The 18,245-nt window shown below is 30.1% G+C and carries 14 protein-coding genes and 1 pseudogene; 2 read left to right on the forward strand and 13 right to left on the reverse strand.

The window, feature by feature from the left end:
* Positions 1-386 precede the first annotated feature (386 nt).
* Positions 387-1,460 (forward strand): tyrosine recombinase XerS, encoded by a 1,074-nt coding sequence (xerS, locus tag ACQVV1_RS15845; RefSeq protein ID WP_061401921.1) that lies wholly within the window; start codon positions 387-389, stop codon positions 1,458-1,460.
* Positions 1,461-1,935: 475 nt separating this feature from the next.
* On the opposite strand, the gene ACQVV1_RS15850 is transcribed toward xerS, so the two are convergent.
* The 10 genes and pseudogenes from ACQVV1_RS15850 to ACQVV1_RS15895 form a co-directional block, all read right to left on the reverse strand.
* On the reverse strand, positions 1,936-2,433 hold the full coding sequence (locus ACQVV1_RS15850; protein ID WP_431169091.1) for a DUF4358 domain-containing protein: 498 nt from the start codon (positions 2,431-2,433) through the stop codon (positions 1,936-1,938).
* A 162-nt stretch (positions 2,434-2,595) separates the two neighbouring features.
* On the reverse strand, positions 2,596-3,735 hold the full coding sequence (locus ACQVV1_RS15855; protein ID WP_431169092.1) for a DHHW family protein: 1,140 nt from the start codon (positions 3,733-3,735) through the stop codon (positions 2,596-2,598).
* A gap of 52 nt (positions 3,736-3,787) precedes the next feature.
* Positions 3,788-5,194, reverse strand: a complete 1,407-nt coding sequence (locus ACQVV1_RS15860) for an MBOAT family O-acyltransferase (protein ID WP_431169093.1) — start codon at positions 5,192-5,194, stop codon at positions 3,788-3,790.
* Between the two features lie 91 nt (positions 5,195-5,285).
* Positions 5,286-5,975, reverse strand: coding sequence for a GDSL-type esterase/lipase family protein (locus tag ACQVV1_RS15865; protein WP_431169094.1), 690 nt, complete (start codon positions 5,973-5,975; stop codon positions 5,286-5,288).
* Positions 5,976-6,409: 434 nt separating this feature from the next.
* Entirely contained in the window at positions 6,410-7,090 is a 681-nt protein-coding gene (locus tag ACQVV1_RS15870; RefSeq protein WP_431169095.1) for a GDSL-type esterase/lipase family protein, read from the reverse strand.
* A gap of 90 nt (positions 7,091-7,180) precedes the next feature.
* Entirely contained in the window at positions 7,181-8,023 is an 843-nt protein-coding gene (locus ACQVV1_RS15875) for a polysaccharide deacetylase family protein (RefSeq protein WP_431169096.1), read from the reverse strand.
* A gap of 332 nt (positions 8,024-8,355) precedes the next feature.
* Complete coding sequence (locus ACQVV1_RS15880; RefSeq protein ID WP_431169097.1) at positions 8,356-9,039, reverse strand: N-acetylmuramoyl-L-alanine amidase family protein; 684 nt, start codon at positions 9,037-9,039, stop codon at positions 8,356-8,358.
* A gap of 126 nt (positions 9,040-9,165) precedes the next feature.
* Entirely contained in the window at positions 9,166-10,950 is a 1,785-nt protein-coding gene (locus ACQVV1_RS15885; protein WP_431169098.1) for a sensor histidine kinase, read from the reverse strand.
* On the reverse strand, positions 10,947-11,642 hold the full coding sequence (locus ACQVV1_RS15890) for a response regulator transcription factor (RefSeq protein ID WP_431169099.1): 696 nt from the start codon (positions 11,640-11,642) through the stop codon (positions 10,947-10,949). Before ACQVV1_RS15890 ends, ACQVV1_RS15885 begins: the two co-directional genes overlap by 4 nt.
* A 652-nt stretch (positions 11,643-12,294) precedes the next feature.
* A pseudogene (locus tag ACQVV1_RS15895) lies at positions 12,295-12,768 on the reverse strand (LA2681 family HEPN domain-containing protein); the annotation flags it as partial.
* Between the two features lie 95 nt (positions 12,769-12,863).
* Between ACQVV1_RS15895 and ACQVV1_RS15900 the strand changes: the two are divergent.
* Positions 12,864-13,571: an IS6 family transposase gene (locus ACQVV1_RS15900; protein WP_431169100.1), complete on the forward strand. Its 708-nt coding sequence runs from the start codon at positions 12,864-12,866 to the stop codon at positions 13,569-13,571.
* Positions 13,572-14,128: 557 nt separating this feature from the next.
* On the opposite strand, the gene ACQVV1_RS15905 is transcribed toward ACQVV1_RS15900, so the two are convergent.
* From ACQVV1_RS15905 to ACQVV1_RS15915, 3 genes are all read right to left on the reverse strand, one after another.
* Positions 14,129-15,124 (reverse strand): DUF4046 domain-containing protein, encoded by a 996-nt coding sequence (locus ACQVV1_RS15905; RefSeq protein WP_431169101.1) that lies wholly within the window; start codon positions 15,122-15,124, stop codon positions 14,129-14,131.
* Positions 15,125-15,409: 285 nt separating this feature from the next.
* On the reverse strand, positions 15,410-17,140 hold the full coding sequence (locus ACQVV1_RS15910) for a methyl-accepting chemotaxis protein (RefSeq protein ID WP_431169102.1): 1,731 nt from the start codon (positions 17,138-17,140) through the stop codon (positions 15,410-15,412).
* Between the two features lie 258 nt (positions 17,141-17,398).
* Positions 17,399-18,220 (reverse strand): peptidoglycan-N-acetylglucosamine deacetylase, encoded by an 822-nt coding sequence (locus ACQVV1_RS15915; protein ID WP_431169103.1) that lies wholly within the window; start codon positions 18,218-18,220, stop codon positions 17,399-17,401.
* Positions 18,221-18,245: the final 25 nt, after the last annotated feature.

Raw genomic sequence — 18,245 nt, forward strand, 5'->3', positions numbered from 1 at the left:
GCAAATTACATTTTACTTTATAAGATTTTTTCTCACGTTGATCTAATTAACCCCCCATAATTATGTTTATATAAACCAATTTATATTTTTATAAAGACTTTTAAACTATATTCATGTATTAATCTTTTGTATGAATTTTTATAGCAAATTTGTTTTATTTTCCATACATTTATATCTAGTTTTTGCACTAATTTTTATGGTCAAATACAAATTTCTCGCTTAATTATCTATAATTTTTACTTGAGTAAATACATTATTCCATTCACTATTGAGTATTTTTAGCATCTCATAATTTAATTATGTAAATAAGTTTGTGTAAAAATTGAATTTTACGCGAACTTGTGTTCGCACATTTTTTCTGTTATAGTATATATGAGGTGATTTTTATGGATTACAGCAAGCAACGTCAAAAATCCGTACATCGTAAAAAATTATACGAGAATCTAAATGAAATGCCCTTTTACATAGAAGAATTTGTGGAATACAAAGAATTGCATGATGCCTCTCCCTCCACCCTACTGAATTATGTATATGATTTTAGAGTCTTCTTTAATTGGTTATTATCCGAACAAATTATTGAATTAAAACCTATTAAAGACATATCCTTCTCTGATCTGGAGAATTTAAAGAAAAAAGATGTTGAGAACTTTATGAGATTCTTAAAATTACAACAAAACATGCAGAATTCCTCTGTTAACAGAAAAATTTCGGCCTTAAAGTCCTTATTTAAGTACCTTACCTCTCTATCAGAGAATGAAGATGGAGAATGTTATTTTTATAGAAATGTAATGGCTAAAATAGAAATACATAAGGATAAAGAAACATTAAATGCTCGTGCAAAGCGTATGAGATCTAAAATATTCCATAATGATGACGATCAAGAATTTTTGAATTACGTTAAATATGAACATGAAAAATCTTTAACAAAACATCAGTTGTTCTATTTCCTAAGAGACAAAGATCGTGATGTAGCTATCCTCTCCCTCTTTCTTGGTAGTGGTATTCGAGTAAGTGAATTGGCCGATCTTCGTATGGAAGATATAAACTTAAAAGAAAGACTGATTGATGTAATCCGAAAAGGAAACAAAGAAGATTCTGTATGGATTACCCCCATTGCATTGAATGATCTTGAAAAGTATATGGAAATCAGAGATAACAAATATGCTCCAGGGAAAGAATTGAAAAATGTGTTTTTATCGAAATATAAACATACTGCACAACCTCTTTCAGTTAGAGCTATCCAAGATATAGTAGAAAAATATACTAAGGCCTATGGAAAAAGAATGTCTCCTCATAAATTAAGACATACATTGGCAAATAAATTATATATGGAAGAAAAAGATTCATTACAAGTAATGCAGCAACTTGGGCATACCAGTCAAGATACAGCTTTGTTATACACTCAACTTGGGGAAACAACTATTAAAGATAGTCTAGGAAGAATAGGAAAGAATAAATAATAAAGGTTCAGCAATTTTGCATTGCTGAACCTTTATTATTTTTCTTGATAAGAGAGAGGATTTAAAATCTATGATAAATTTACTTAATTTCGAAATTTATTATATAAAAAATATAGAGTTTAAATTCTACTTTAATTAGAATTTAAACTCTCTCTTAATAGGATATTAAATAACAGTTTTAAATTCCTAAAATTATTGTTTACGTTAAATAAGTATTTAACGCGAAGATAAAATTTATAGTGAAAGTTTTTGTGCCTCCCCTTTTGCTGTAAATGTAGAAAGACATGAAAATGGATACTTTTTAGACAAGAAAGTAGATACTTCTATCCCTATCGTTGTTTAAGAACAAGAAATACACTTTATAGAAAATAAGGAATCCATTTTCCTTTGTTAATAAAAATTTTTAAAATTAAAAGCTGATTTCTTTATCGTATAGAAAATCAGCTTTGGACTTAGTTATTGATTTAGATTTGGATTACTTAAAAATTTCATCAAATGTTTTTTCTGCTTTATCAGCATCCTTTGATATGGCTAACAAAATATAGTTATCTTTTGTTTTCAAGACGTGTTTTTCTATTAAGAAATATTCGTTTGGAAGGTAGTCTTTAAAGCTTTTTGATTTCTTTTCGACCCTATTTGAAATTTTATTTTTAATGTTTTCTACATTTTTTTTATCTTTTACTTTAATCACAGCAATTTCATCAGCTTTAATATTCGTAGGAGCAGTATATAACACAAAGCTTTCGACTTCATCAGTATTTATGTTATATAGCTTTTGAAGCTTTTTACTATCCCCTACCTTCATTTCTTCTAGGTTAGTAACATGTTCAATTTTCTCTCCTATTTCGGTTGCTGATAGACTATTAACGTTTTCTTTTTTTCCAAAACAACCACTTAAAGATCCTAAAGTAATCGTACAAGCAATAATAGTAATAACAAATTTTTTATTAAAAAGTTTCAACAATTTTATCATTAGTTTTAATTCTCCTATTCATTTAGTTGTTTCAAATTTTTTAGAGTTAAACAAGAATCCTAATGCTTCATATTTAATGAATATCACCATAAACATAGATTGATTAAAGACAGGAATAATGATTTTTATAGATAGAGCATATATTAAATTCATTGAATTATTTTATTCGGATAAATCGGTTATAGATGAATCTTCAAAGAAAGTATTTCCATTATAAAGCACTAACATATCATTAATTTTATTTTTCTGTACCAACATATTTAGACTATCTTTATAGTATCTAAGGTCGACTATATGGATTTCACTAAAATGTGGTAGTAAAAAAGGCAGTAAAGAATTTGCATAAGAATCTTTGACAACTAATAATTTTTTTCCATTCGTATTATCGGTTTTTATTTTTATTAATGGATGATTCCCATTGAAAAACACAGTATATTTGTCTTTTTTCTTAATGTTCTCCATTTCATAAAGAGAAGTTGAAGTCTTTCTTTCATCAATATACTCTACTTTATATTTGTTAACTTTCTTTGGTTCATATAATTCAATACTATCAGGATCTATATTTCTAAAGCCTGCTTTTGAATATAGGGAGCCATAAAAGCCATTTGTAATTTTTTTTATGTTGAATGAATCTTTTTTATTAGGTGTAAATTCCATATTCTTTCCTAGCTCTTGATAAGCATAATATGCACCTTTGGTGGTCCAATGATGATCGGTTTTATAGTATATATATTCATTCTTTTTAGAACTCAATATAGGATATACATCAATAAAGTTTATATCCTTATCTAACGATTTTTTTACTTTATTAATATACGTAAGCTCCTTACTATGAGAGACATAGTTTGGGAGTTTATCTTCTAAAATACTAATTGCTGTTGGTACTAACATAACTTGCATTTTCACATTAGGATTTGCAATATGAAAATCATTTATTGCTTCTATTTTACTTTTTACCTCTTGTTCCTCCGGCTTACTGAATTTTTGAAGCAAAAAACCATCTTTACCTATATACACGCCATTATTTTCTTTCTTTCCTATTGTTAGTTCCATATCAGATTTCACGCCTATCCAAAAGTCCCTAAATGCAAACTGATCAGAAATATATTTTTCGTAGTTAGAAGTGAACTTTTTTTCTATTAGATTTTGAAAAGAGAACTTTGGTAACTGCTCTAGCTTTCTATTCTCTGTATCTGAAAATATTTTATTAGGAGTTAATAAATTTATGCTAAACATTCCCCCTATAAAGATGGACAATAATCCTGCCATAGTACATTTGTATATTTTTTCATACCTATTCAAGTAACTCACCTCTTTCAAACTAAATACAACATCATTGTTCTATAGATTATTATTAAAACCTAAAATATAAGAATGGATTATATGTTTCATTCACTAAATAAGCAGTTGAAAGAATTACTAATACTACATAAAACACTGGAATTCCAACGGCACTTGGTAATTTCAACTTTTCTCTAATATATACAAACACTCTTTTAGGGAATGGTGTCGAGCATATTGCTAGGACAACAAATAGCATGAAATTAGTTGTTAGATAATATAGAGTTTTATTATCTAACAAAACAGATTGATTAAAGCCAAACATTGTTCCTATGAAATTCATTGCTACTGATAAGCTTTCAAATTCAAAAAATACCCATCCAATTAAAACAATGATAAGTGTATACATATGTCCGATAAAGCTCATTCTCTTTTTAAGCCATTTTAAAAGAAATAGCTTTTCTAATGTTACAAATAATCCAAAATACAATCCCCAAACAATAAAATTCCAGTTCGCTCCATGCCACAATCCTGTTAAGAACCAAACGATAAACAAATTTCTAAGCTGCTTGATTAATCCGGTCCGATTTCCGCCGAGAGGAATATATACATACTCTCTAAACCATGAACCCAAAGATATGTGCCATCTACGCCAAAACTCGGTTACACTTTTTGAGATATAGGGATAGTTAAAGTTGTCTGGAAAATCAAACCCAAACATTTTACCGAGTCCTTGAGCCATAGCTGAATATCCTCTAAAATCAAAATAAATTTGGAAAGCAAAAGCAATAATCCCAATCCACGCTGTAAGGATTGTAAGTTCTGATATAGAAGTTGCTTTTACACTTGTCCAAAGAAGTCCTATATTATTGGCTAAAAGTACTTTTAACGCAAGTCCTCTAATAAATAATTCCATTCCTTCACCAAAACGATCTAGTGTTACTTTTCTGTCTTGTAATTGTTTATCAATATCACTGTATTTTACAATAGGTCCTGCAACAAGTTGGGGAAACATCGTTACATAAGTTCCAAAAGAAACAATGTTTTTTTGTGCTTGTACTTTCCCTAAATAGACATCAATTACATAAGACATAGTTTGAAAAGTATAAAAAGAAATTCCCACTGGAAGAGGAAGGGCCTCGACCGGAATATTTAAGCCGAAAATCGTATTGATATTATCCACCACAAAACCATAATATTTGAAGAAACCAAGTATTCCTAAATTGATTACTATGGAATTAATAAATATCGCTTTTGTAATACCCTTACGATCCCTATATTTATCTATAAATAAGCCATTCACATAGTCAAAAATGGTAGAGAATATCATAATGACTATATACACCGGCTCACCCCATGCATAAAAAATAAGACTGACGATAAATAATATAAAATTTCGAAGAACTTTAGGTGATACGTAATAAATAATAAGTGCTAATGGTAAGAACATGAAAAGAAAAATTAAACTACTGAACACCATTGTTCTTTCACCTCCTACAATTGTTTTATCTGTGTTTTTTCTTGAAAATTTACAGTTCTTACATAAGAACTGTAAATTTTTAGTATAGATACTACTTAACAGAACCCTTTAATTGTTCAAGTAAAAGCTTGTAATAATCAGCTTTAAAATGTACACCATCTTGATCGTGTAAATCTTTGTTTTTTTCAAAGATTGGAGATAGATTAATGTACTCTGCTTTCTTAGCTTTTGCTAATTCCTTAAGTTTCGCGTTATATTCATCAATATGCTTATACTGTTGGTATTCCTGTAATACCTCATCTTTAACTGGTGTAACAGATAAAAGGTGTATATTTACATTGGGAAGTTTTTCTTTTATTTTTTGTATTAATTTGGAATAGTTATCTATTGAGAACTTGACTGGATTTTCAATAGGTTTTCCTTCGAGATCCATGGGCATCAGTAAATCATTCGTTCCAAAGCTCATAAAAATATGTTCAGGTTTTTTTTCTAGTATTTTGTCAACATCTTCCTCTATTGCCATGGCCGTCACTTTCCCTTTGTCAGCAATAATGTTTTGATCGTCGACTAATTCTTGATCAATCATTCCTTCAGTAATGGAATCTCCAAAAAATAAACTATTTTTAAAAATAGGTTGATACGCACTATCTTTCGATTTTTTTTCATGCGTAGCATTTTGAGTAACCTCATTTGATGTTTTTTCAGTCCCGTTATTTACACAGGCTGCGGAGGACAATACAATGGCCCCCGTAAGTAGACAAACACATACTTTCTTTAACATTTCTATCTTCCTCTCAGTTCATTATTGCGTAAGCGATGGTGTATATAGCAATGTTATTTTTGATTTCAATACGAACCTTTCGTTTACAAAATATAGATTAATCTTTATAGGTAAAGATAAAATGCAGATAAGATAGAAATAATTTAAAGAATCCACAGTTTGAAAATGATTTATTAAATAACTTAACAGAAGAATAGTTTAATACTTATATTTTTGAGGTTGAATAGGAGGTTTGATTGAAGAAAATGCATTTAATAATCGATGAAAAGGTTTGGTAATGGTTGATTTTAAGATAGGAAATATGCGTTGGTTTAAATAAAAAAGGAAGCGAACTGTTGCTAGTTGCAATATAGTTCACTTCCTTTTTATATTCACCTTATATAAACTTTACACACATTAAAAGTAGTAATTTAATAATACAAATATGTTTTCATTTAATTTAACTGCTTTTTTAAATATTCTAACCAAATTGGATAAAATTCAGGCTTAAAATGTATGCCGTCCTTAACATAGAGATCTGGATTATCTTTAAATATCGGAGACAAGTCGATAAAATTCACTTGTTCTTTTTTTGCTAACATTTTAAATCCTTCGTTAAAATCATTAATATTTTTATAACGTTCTTCTTTTTGTATACGTTCTGGTGTAACTGGTGTAATTGATAGGATATTTATTTTTGTATTAGGTAATTTTTCTTTTATTTTTTGAATCAGTTGAGAATATTGGATTATTGTAGATTCTTTTGTTTCACTAAGATTACATAAACCAAGTAAGATAAATATATTTTTTGGTTTTTGATTAGCTACTTGCTCTATATCTGTTTGGGCATCTCCAATTGATTTCCCTATACTACTTACAATGTTTTTTTCGTCTAATACATCAATATCATGTAGGCCATCTGTAATGGAATCTCCTAAAAATACACTTGATTTAAAAATAGATTTAAATGTTGAAGTATCTATTTTTGACGAAGAGATGTGCTCTTTTTCAACAGTTTGAGAAGAAGAGTCTATTTTAGAGATTGGACTAGCAATATCTTTTTTACTATCTGGATTTCCGCAAGCTGACAAGGCAATGATACCTATCAATGGAATTGTAATTATTTTTTTAATCATATAAATTTCCTTTCTTACAGTGCTCTTATTAGTAAAATTAGATAGAATTTTAATGAGAAAAATTAATTTTTAAGTATAACTATGTTTATACTATAGACGTTGATCCTTTTGGAAATTTAGACGAAAATGATCTACATCATTGTATATCCCAAATTCATAACCTTGCTCTTTATAAAATTTAATAATTTCAGGAAGAGCTTGTAATGTTTGCGCCTTTTCATGCATTAAAACAACTTCTACATCTTCAGTTGTCTGTTTCTTTACATTTTCTATAATCTGAGTTGGATTATCTTGTAATTTCCAATCATTTGAGTCTATTGTCCAATCCCATACCTTTATTCCTGCTCCTACAATTTGATTACGAATTTCTTCACTCTTTAATCCTGGTGCGGAACCATACGGTGGACGAACTAGCTTAGGAGTTGTACCTGTAATATCATGAATAAGAGCCAACGTTTCTTTCATCTCTGGTACAAATTGTCCTTTTTTATATAACTTATCACTATTGTGTGTCATACTATGTGCACCAATATAATGTTTTTCTTTTACTGCTCGTTTTACATTTTCCTGAAAACCTGTATTTTGTAAATTGCTACCTTGCATAAAAAATGTTGCTTTGATATTTTGTGCTTTCAGCACATCTAAAAATTGTCCCGTTAATGTGCTAGGACCGTCATCAAATGTTAAATAAACAACTTTTCCTACTGGTTTTCCGTCAGGTCTTTTTTGTTTTATCGGTGATGTTTCATTTTTCTTTTCTTGTTGTTGCGTATTGACCTGTTTAATACTTTCATTAGCTACTCCTCTCGCTGGGGTAGAGTTCCATTTCCCAATTAAAAAGAACATGAAAAAGGTCGTTGCTAGAACAACTCCTAGAGATATTATTGCTTTAGTTAATACACTTGCTTTATTCTTATTCTGTGATTCTTTCATTATTTTTCAATCCTTTCGCTATTGATTTTCATATTAATTATTTATAAAACTGATCCTTGACTGAATTATTAGTTTCAACCGATATTTACAATAAATAGATTAATAGAAACAGATAAAGATAAAATGCAGATAATGTCGAAATCAGTTAAAGAATAATATAGTGTATTTATTCTTTAGGAAAATATTTATCACTCTAATACATTTAAGTTAATTCTTAAATTAGAAAAATGAACATTCATCAAAAAATAACCTTACATATACCCAAAATAAAAAATACTATTCTTCCTGATTAAGACTTAGAAAGAATAGTATTTTTCAATTTACTTATTTTGCTAGATGGTAAAATAAGTAATAACACCATCTACAATACCTTTTTTTGATTTCTCCTGGAATTCTTCTGAATTCATTCTTTTCTCATCGCTTTTATTAGACGTAAACCCTAATTCAATTAAGATAGCTGGTGCAGGATTTTCTCGTAAGACAAGAAAATCACTTTTACGAATACCTCTATCTCGAGTATCTATATTTTGCTCAAAAATAGCTTCTTGTACAATCTTGGCTAACTTTTTATCTTTTCTTTTATTAACTCCATAATGAGTTGTTATTCCTTTTACATTTGTATCCTCAAAAGCATCGTGATGAATGCTGATATAAAGATCCGCCGACTGCTCTTTAGCTACTTTGACACGTGTCTGTAATTCTTTCTTTTGCTTTGTTTCTGGAAGTAAACTAGTATCTTTTTCACGTGTTAATATAACTTTTGCATCCGTTCTTTCTTCTAATTCTTTTTTTATATTTTGTGCTACTTTTAAATTAAGATCTTTTTCAATCGTTCCAAAGTTCTTTCCTTTCGTCCCTCTATCTCCTCCACCATGCCCCGGATCAATTACAATTGTTTTTCCTCTTAAGCGTAAATCTTCTTTTGATATATTTTTATGTCCTTTAGCATGTATTAAACCGAAGCCTGTACCTATTATTAATATAATAAATAAAAGCAATGTCACTCTTTTTTTCATTTTAACTATCTCCTTATCAGCTTTTAATTCAGTTTCTAATGAAAATATTAATGAATGCTGATAAAGATAAAATGCAGATAATGTCGATTTTGTTTAAAAATGATAAAAACGTGTAGAACAAAAATTCTACACGTTTTTATTTAAGTAGAAGTAAAATAATACTCCATCTTCTGTATTGGAAACACCGTATTCTACGCCATGCAGCTCTAATATATTCTTTGAAATAGCAAGGCCCAATCCTGTTCCACCTTTAGAGCGTTGACGAGACGTATCTCCTCGATAAAAACGATCCCATATTTTTTCTAAATGTTCTAGAGCAATATGAGCCCCTTTGTTTTCTACACATACTTTTACACGTTTATTTTCTTCTATTGTAGAAATAATAATATTCTCATGTTCTGGTGTGTAACGAATCGCATTCGTAATAAAGTTAGTTATAACCTGTTCTATTCGATGTGGATTGGCAACTACCTCAATTTTAGAAAGTTGTTTATGGACATGTAATTGCTTAGCTGTTATATCCGAAGCTAATTGCTCGCATATATAATCAATCATCTCATCAATATGGAAAACACCCATTTCCATTTTATACGTACCAGACTCGAATTTTGCTAACTCCAGCATATCAATAATAAGCATATCCATTTTATCTACTTCTTTTGACATTGCTTTAAAGTAATAATCTTTTTTATTACTAGCTACACCATCCTCCAAAATTGAAATACAGCTTTTCATAATACTTAAAGGTGTTTTTAACTCATGTGAAACACCAGCGATGAATTCTTTACGTGTATTTTCTAATTGCTTTTCTTTCTCTATATCTTGTTGTAATTGATTAATATACGAATGCAAAGCCTTAGAAAGCGTATTGATATTTTGTGATAAAGCTCCTATTTCATCCTTTGTAGTAATAGGTATTGTTTCAGAGAAATCTAAGTCTGCAATTTTTTTTGTAGTATCGTTTATTTGTAATAGTGGTTTGGCGATTTTTTTTGAATAATAGAACGATATTAAAACGATTAAAATCAATACAAATATAATTAAATATACGTAATAATCCTCTATCATTTGCACAGCTTCATTAACTGGTTGCAATGATGTCATAGCAAAAATATAGTTTGTCTTACCATTTGTACCTTTTGTTGGTTTGATTAATAATTTATATTTAATATCATTTTCTTCATAATCCATTATTTCTGTAGAAGTGAGATTATTTGATTGTTGATTTAATATTAAATCAACCTGAAATTGTTTTATTCTATCTATAAGCACACGATTTCCATAAATAGTGTTAGTTCCTAAATTCCCTTCCGGTAAGTACACGTTTTTAATACTTCCTGCTAAGTATAATTGTGAATTTTCTTTTGAAGATGTGGCTTTTGGACCATATAACCTTTCTGACAGTTGCTTGTTCTCCAGAGCAACATTCTTATCTTTTATTGTTAACATCGCGGGGACTACTGTATCTCCTTCCTTTACCCCATCAATAATAATGTAATTCTCCTGTTCTAAACTATCTTTTATTCGTTGTATATCATCTAAATTAACAAAGTTATACAAAGGTATTTGAATTAAACGTTCAGAAAAAATCTTATTTTTGTTAGGATCCAATTGAATTTCTAAAGAAAAATCATTTGCATATTTTATATTCCCTACACTGTCTAGCGTTGTAATCCATGTGGCATTCTCTTGATAAAACTTCTGTTCCAACTCTTGAATTATCTTTGCGTCATCTCCAGCTTTTACATATGCTTTTTCAAAGGATTCAATATTATTTTTAATATCATTAACTTTTCGATTTGCGTAGTATTGCTTAAAAAATATAGTTTGTCCAATAAAAATAGTTAATAAAATAAGTGAGCATAATGCCGTTGTTAATATAAATAACTTTAATACAATTCCTTTTTTCATACCTGTGCCTCAAATTTATAACCAGTTCTCACAACAGTTACAATACAAGATGCTTTTTGCCCTAATTTATGACGCAAATTACGGATATGGCTATTAACAGTACGATCATCCCCAGCAAATTCATAACTCCAAATTTTAGTGATTAGTTGTTCTCTCGTAATCACAATCCCTTGATTTTGCATTAAATACGTTAATATTTCAAATTCTGTATGTGTCATACTTATGTCTTCCCCATCTACAGTTACAGTACGGGAAGGAAAATGCACATGGATACCACTACTAGTCAAGGTGTCTTTATTAGCTTCATTAGCTACATTAACTGCAGAAGAATAGCGACTTTCAATTAATCGTTTTGCTCTTGCTAATAAAATAGGCGGACTGTATGGTTTTGTAACATAATCATCCGCTCCCAGTTCAAACCCGAGTAAGGTATCGTCCTCATCCACTCGAGCCGTTAGCATGATAATAGGTACATTAGATTTTTTACGAATTCTTCGACAAACTGACCAACCATCTAATTCTGGTAACATTATATCAAGAATAATTAAATGCACCTCATGTTCTTCAAATATAGATAATGCTTTTTTCCCGTCAATTGCTTCTACCACCTTATATCCTGCGTTTAGTAGATAATCCTTCATAATTTCACGCAAAATATCTTCATCTTCTACAATTAAAATTGTTCTTTGCATATTTTATCTTCCCCACGATTCTTATTATTTTTATAAAGAAATAGTTCATTTCATATTTTAACCATTTAAAAACTTTTCACTATTCCATCTCTACTAAATGTAACATAATTATATGGAGATAATACCATACTGGTATAAAGATAAAATGCAGAGATAATCTCGAATTATATATATGTTTTTTCACCGGCTAGTGTAGTTGAAAAAATAATCTATAAAAGACACAAAGTATCCATTTTGGTGTCTCCTTTTTAAAAAATATCCAGTTTTATGTCTTTATACAGTAAAAGACATGAAACTCTAAACTATTTAGACAAGAAAGTCTAAAATTCCGCTTTTAGATATTGGTTGGGATAAGAAAGTCTACACTGAAATATTATACCTTTTGATAGGTGTTTTATAGTTGATTCATTGTTTTCCACTACCACATTGAATTACCGGTAGTACTAATGATAAATGAAAGTGATGCATTAAATTGCAATACCATTATAACTATGAATGATAGCATAGCTAGTAATATCAAATGATTTCAGCCGACCATTCCCCTTATCGCCCATCTCCCTACAAAATTGTGGAAATAAAAAAGAGCAAAACCATTAAAATGATCCCACTCCCTCATATCGATTTTAGTATGTTTTTTCGTATTTTTTCTTTTTTAATTTTTCCATCTATCATCATAAGTATCGAGTAAAAGAGGTATATACAGTCCATCCTGACTATCTCCATAATAAACTCTGTTATATTCCACATTAAAACCATTTGCCATATAGAATATGGCTCTTCTTACAAGCCTTAATGTTTCATAAGTAGCACATTCTAAGTCTGAATAGCTTACTATATACTCATACTTACTATTATCTGCTAATTTTTCGCTAAAAGGTATATCGTATGATTCAAGAACCCTAATGTATCTATGTTCAATGCAGTTACGCAATAGCCGAATCACTCTCATATCGCCATTCTTAAAATCTAAATCCTTACTTAACCAATACAAGGCGTTAAACGAACTTCTTAATGCTACATCTAATTCAATTTCTTTGTACCACTTATGGAAGTCTATTTGTTGAACCCGAATGTTTTGGTTATGAAATTTACAGCAGAATAACCCTATCTTATCAAGCACACTAAATGCGGTTCTGGTGCAAAAACTCTAAAGCTCTTGCCAGTAATCTCCTAAACTTGGACATACTGATAGTATTACTCTAAAAAAGGTGTGTGATCGGTATGGAAAAGAGAAATTTGTTCAAATGGAAGCATTATCAGCCGGAACTAATCTTATTAACAGTAAGGTGGTACCTAAGGTACAATTTGAGCTTCCGTAACCTGGTGGAAATGATGGAGGAAAGAGGATTATCCATTGCTCACACAACGATTATGCGCTGGGTTCATCAATATGGACCTCAACTAGAAGAGAAAGTACGACATCATCTAAAATCAACAAATGATTCATGGAGAGTCGATGAAACCTATATTAAAGTAAAAGGGCAATGGATGTATTTATATCGTGCCGTTGATTCAGAAGGGAATACCATTGATTTTTATCTAAGTAAATCAAGAGATAAACAAGCCGCCAAGTGTTTTTTCAAGAAAGCCCTGACTTTATCGTACGTTTCTAAACCTCGCGTGATAACAATAGATAAGAACCCTGCCTATCCTGTAGCAATTCAAGCGTTGAAAGAAGAAAAACATATGCCTGAAGGCATAAAGCTAAGACAAGTTAGATATCTCAATAATATAGTGGAACAAGATCATCGTTTTATTAAGAAACGTGTGCATCCTATGTTGGGGTTTAAGTCATTTAAAACTGCAAATTCTATATTGAGTGGTGTTGAAGCCATGCATATGATTAAAAAAGAACAGATTGATTTACGGGACCAGTCTGTCCAAAATCAGAAAGAATTCATCCATCAATTGTTTGGGCTAACAGCATAAAATACAATTCCGCTCGAAATATATGCGCTATATTCTCTTTTATTTTATCTTTGCACCAGAACCCTAAATATTATTATGTAGTGACGATAACTCTAAATTATTTTTAATAATTAATAGAAAACTAATTTTATTTATATCGAAAACTATATTATAATAATAATATTTCCTTATAAACCTTTGATAAAAGGAATAGAAAGCTACAAAATAACAAATTTGAAAAACCTTGTTCAAAATTCGACTAAATTTACATTTTCAACTATTTTTATAGGAGAATTCTAATCAAAACATATTAATTACTATACTTTTTGGAAATAATCACACATTTCTATTAAGGTAAATTTATATGTATTCGTATTTTAGATTCAACAGTATTTCAACTTCCTATTATATTTTCATCAATTTATCCTGGTACGGGAGGATGCAGCCATAAAACTGGAGTAAAGATACAGCCTAAGTATAATTTATCAAAATGACAATTCCTTCATATTGATACAGGTCCAGGTAGTTATTTCTAACAATGACTATAAATAGGGAATACAAGGATATATAATTATTTATTAATATTTATTTGTATAACCTCTAAATGAATGCTTTTCATATTTATTTGGATATAAATCATTAATCATTGCATATGGACTACCATTCCAGTATCTTATTAATGGAGTCCATAATCTATGCCTTTTCAGCCAATTCATTGTATATTTCTGTAATAATTGATTATCTGCCAGCTTTTCTTTTTCCTCAATTGTCCATCGTAATGCATCAAGCGCTTTTTCTTTTGTCCAAAAATTATTAGGCGCCTTAGTAAATTCCCATTCTTTAAATTTATTTGGATACAAATCATTGATCATTGCATATGGACTATCATTCCAATACAATTGTAGGGCCCCTCTTAATCCCAATTGCGTTAACCATTTTTTTTCGTAAATATCTTTCAATTGTTCCTGATTTAACTTTTCTTTTTCTTCAATTGTCCATTTCAGTGCTTGTAACGCCTTTTCTTTCGTCCAAAAATTATTAGGCGCCTTAGTAAATTCCCATTCTTTAAATCGTTTTGGGTATAAGTCATTAATCATCGCGTATGGGCTTCCATCCCAAATCACCCGTAAAGGTGCACTTAGTCGCCGTTCACTTAACCATTTTTGCCCATAAATTTGCAAAAGTTTTTGTGGAGATAGTTTTTCCTCTTCTTCAATTATCCATCTTAATAATTGTAAGGCTTTTTCTTTCGTCCAAAAATTTAATGGTGTCATTTTAAATTCCCATTCCTTAAATCGGTTCGGATATACATCATTAATCATCGCATACGGACTATTTTCATATTTAAGCTTCAATAAGCCATGTAGTCGGTACTTCACAATTAATGCGTTACCCCAATGCAGTTTAATCTCTTCTTCGTTCCACTTTAAAATATTTGTTACTAAATACCTTGTTACTCTTTTAGCCATATCATTGTTTTCATCTGAGTTCCAAGTGTTTCTTGGGAATCTATTTCTTTTTCCATCTAATATCTCCTGATAAATCTCCTCTATAGTAATTGCTTCAATCTGCATTTCACAATTTTCATTCCTTTCCTACCTTTTAAATACATAAAATTTCAATTTAGTTATATAGGTTAAAGCTATGGCTGTGTTATTCTATGGAAAAACTTCAATAATGATTTCCAAGAAAATTAATGTGGATATTTATAAAATGATTTATGTATAACATTCAATCAATCTCTATTAAATTCTGCCATGAGTATCCAGGGGGAATAGATAATAAAAGTAAAAAAGACCACTGTATTTATAAAAGTTACAATGGTCTTTTTTATTACTCTTATATCATATTTATTATATTTATTTCTCTTTGCCTTGTTTCTCAATAATAAATTTCGAAACTAATTCTGATAATGCTTCTACTTTTTCTTTTATTTTGTTAGATTGATTCGAGATTTCTTCAATTGAGACTGCCTGTGATTGGATTGACTGTACCGTTTGAGTTGTTTCCTTAGCTACTTGCGTTGCGGTTTCAGAAACACTCGACATAGAGGCGTTTACTTCTTCTGTGCCGGCAGACATTTCTTCTGTCGCTGCAGATACTTCTTGAATTTGACTAGTGATTTTATTAATAGCTACCATAATAGATGAGAATGCTTGATCCGCTTTATTAGCTGTTTCTTTTCCTTCCGACGCTTTTTGTTGACCTTTTTGCATTGCGTCAACTGTATCTTTTGTATCTTGTTGAATGGCTAGTATTAAATGATTGATTTCATCTGCAGATACTTTAGACTGTTCAGCTAAATTCCCTACTTCTGCTGCTACCACTGCGAATCCTTTTCCATTTTCTCCGGCACGTGCAGCTTCAATTGAAGCATTTAAGGCAAGGAGGTTTGTTTGTTCAGCAATATTAGTAATCGCATCTAGAGCTTTATCAATTTGCTGTGTACGCATAACGAGTCTCTCTATTACTTTGGATGTTTCTTCAACAACCTCATGAATACTATTCATTTGAAGTATAGATTGTTTGATTACTTCACTACCAGAATTGACTTGTTCTGTTGTTGTGACCGCCACTTCTGTAACCGTTGCTGAAGACTCAGCTACAGTTTGAACGCCAGTCGCAATTTCTTCCATTGATGAAGAGCTTTCTTGAATACTAGTAACTTGTCCTTCTATTTTTTTATCAACCTCGGATATAGTTTGAACTACCTCTCTTGATATATGAGATGCTCGTTTAGTATCTTGTAACATTCCATTGGTAGAAGAAATGACCTCTTGAGTTGTGATTTTTACTTCTCCAATTAATTGTTGTAAGTTATCCAGCATACTATTAAAAGACCTTACAATACTTCCTAATTCATTATCCGATTTATAAGAAGTACGTATCGTTAAATCACCTGCAGATACCTTTTCCATATCTCTTTCTAATAATACAATCGGTTGTCTAATTGTACTTTTAATGATATATCCAATAAAAATAACGATTGCGATTGCTATAATAGAGATACTGACAAACAGCATTATAGTATTTGTTGCACTGGCTGTATTATTTTTTTGTAATTGATCTGCATTATTATTATTAACCTGAATGAGCTCACGAATAGCCTGCACTGCCTTTTTCATATTAGGGTCAACTTCTTTCAGATAATAAGCATATGCTTCTTCATTATTAGATTGTCCCAAATCTTGTACTTTCCTCAGTTGTGTTCTTAATTCATTAAATACTTCATGAAATGTTGTATACAATTCTTTTTCTTTATTAGAACTAACTCTAGACTCAAACTTCTTTATTAACTGATCAGTTTCTGTACGAGCTACATCTATTTCTGCCAAAAGCTCCTTTATTCTTTTCTGATCTTTTGATAGAATAGTTTCCTTTACATTCATATTGATTAGATAAAAATTAGACTCTATAGCTCCTATCCACTGAATTGGTAATAAACTATCTTCATACATCGTATTAGATGCATGCTCCCCCTTTTTCAGACCCAAAAATCCTAGTATAGATAATATTATACAAGCCACACTTGCTATAATTACTAATACATTTAATGTTGTACCAATTTTACTGTTTTTAAAAAACGACAATTAACTTCACTCCATTGTTATATTATGATTGAATAATTTTATTTGCATAAATAAAAGACATTTAATTGTTTATATCTATTAAAAAACCGTATAAAGTTTTCTAAAATAAGAAAGTTCATATTTAAATCTAAATTTAAATATAGTCCGGTAAAAAGAGCGTGTTTTCATCTATTTATCTAAACACGCTCCTGCTAATATTTAAACCCTATAGTAATTGCTTATTCCATTCTGATTTCCTTTTTACTAATACATATCTTTTTATATACGATTATCATGCCAAAAGTTTATTGGAAAATGGTCATTCTCATTATAAGCTTCAAATTCATAACCTTTTTCTTTTAATCCTTTTATAATTGCTGGAACTGCCGCGACAGATTGGGGATGAATATCATGCATTAAAACAATTTCTTTTGAAGATGTCGCACCTGCCAATACATTTTGCACAATTTTTGCAGCTGCTACATCAACGGCTAATTTATTGTATTTCCAATCTAAAGAATCAATTGTCCAATCCCATACTTTTAAATCATTTCCGACCACTTGATTTCGAAGTGATTCATTTAAGCCAGGCATTGATCCATATGGTGGCCGTGTTAATTTCGGTGAGTTTCCAATAACATTTTTAATTAAAGATTGATCCTCTTTCATTTCCTTAACATATTCCTGATTGGTATATAACTTTTTAAAATCATGTGTCATACTATGCATGCCCACATAATGGCTCTCTACATGTTCTCGTTTCACTAAATCTGGGAACCTTTTCACATTATCGCCAATTAAAAAGAATGTTGCTTTCACATCATTTTTCTTTAATACCTCTAATAGATTAGCTGTATATTTTCCTGGTCCATCATCAAAAGTTAAATATACAACTTTTCTTTCTTTACCATCAAAACGATTAGGTATCGATTTTTTCAATTCATTTTTAGGTAGACTGCTCACTTGTTGAACACTGTTTGCCTCTTCCGCATTTACCAGCTTAGGATTCGTAATAGATTGAAACATGTAATACCCTATTGCTACTAATGTAATGGCCAACAATACACTTATAATTCTTTTTTTCTTAAGCTTAATTTTCATATTATAAACTTCTTTCTATCGTATT

The sequence above is a fragment of the Bacillus basilensis genome (genome assembly GCF_050630465.1).
Lineage (GTDB): Bacteria > Bacillota > Bacilli > Bacillales > Bacillaceae_G > Bacillus_A > Bacillus_A basilensis.

Coding starts and splice junctions, on each gene's coding strand:
- ACQVV1_RS15905 (WP_431169101.1), bottom strand. CDS start 15,124: ATGCAGATTGAAGCAATTACTATAGAGGAGATTTATCAGGAGATATTA.
- ACQVV1_RS15875 (WP_431169096.1), bottom strand. CDS start 8,023: ATGAAAGAATCACAGAATAAGAATAAAGCAAGTGTATTAACTAAAGCA.
- xerS (WP_061401921.1), top strand. CDS start 387: ATGGATTACAGCAAGCAACGTCAAAAATCCGTACATCGTAAAAAATTA.
- ACQVV1_RS15880 (WP_431169097.1), bottom strand. CDS start 9,039: ATGAAAAAAAGAGTGACATTGCTTTTATTTATTATATTAATAATAGGT.
- ACQVV1_RS15860 (WP_431169093.1), bottom strand. CDS start 5,194: ATGGTGTTCAGTAGTTTAATTTTTCTTTTCATGTTCTTACCATTAGCA.
- ACQVV1_RS15885 (WP_431169098.1), bottom strand. CDS start 10,950: ATGAAAAAAGGAATTGTATTAAAGTTATTTATATTAACAACGGCATTA.
- ACQVV1_RS15870 (WP_431169095.1), bottom strand. CDS start 7,090: ATGATTAAAAAAATAATTACAATTCCATTGATAGGTATCATTGCCTTG.
- ACQVV1_RS15865 (WP_431169094.1), bottom strand. CDS start 5,975: ATGTTAAAGAAAGTATGTGTTTGTCTACTTACGGGGGCCATTGTATTG.
- ACQVV1_RS15850 (WP_431169091.1), bottom strand. CDS start 2,433: ATGATAAAATTGTTGAAACTTTTTAATAAAAAATTTGTTATTACTATT.
- ACQVV1_RS15915 (WP_431169103.1), bottom strand. CDS start 18,220: ATGAAAATTAAGCTTAAGAAAAAAAGAATTATAAGTGTATTGTTGGCC.
- ACQVV1_RS15890 (WP_431169099.1), bottom strand. CDS start 11,642: ATGCAAAGAACAATTTTAATTGTAGAAGATGAAGATATTTTGCGTGAA.
- ACQVV1_RS15900 (WP_431169100.1), top strand. CDS start 12,864: ATGGAAAAGAGAAATTTGTTCAAATGGAAGCATTATCAGCCGGAACTA.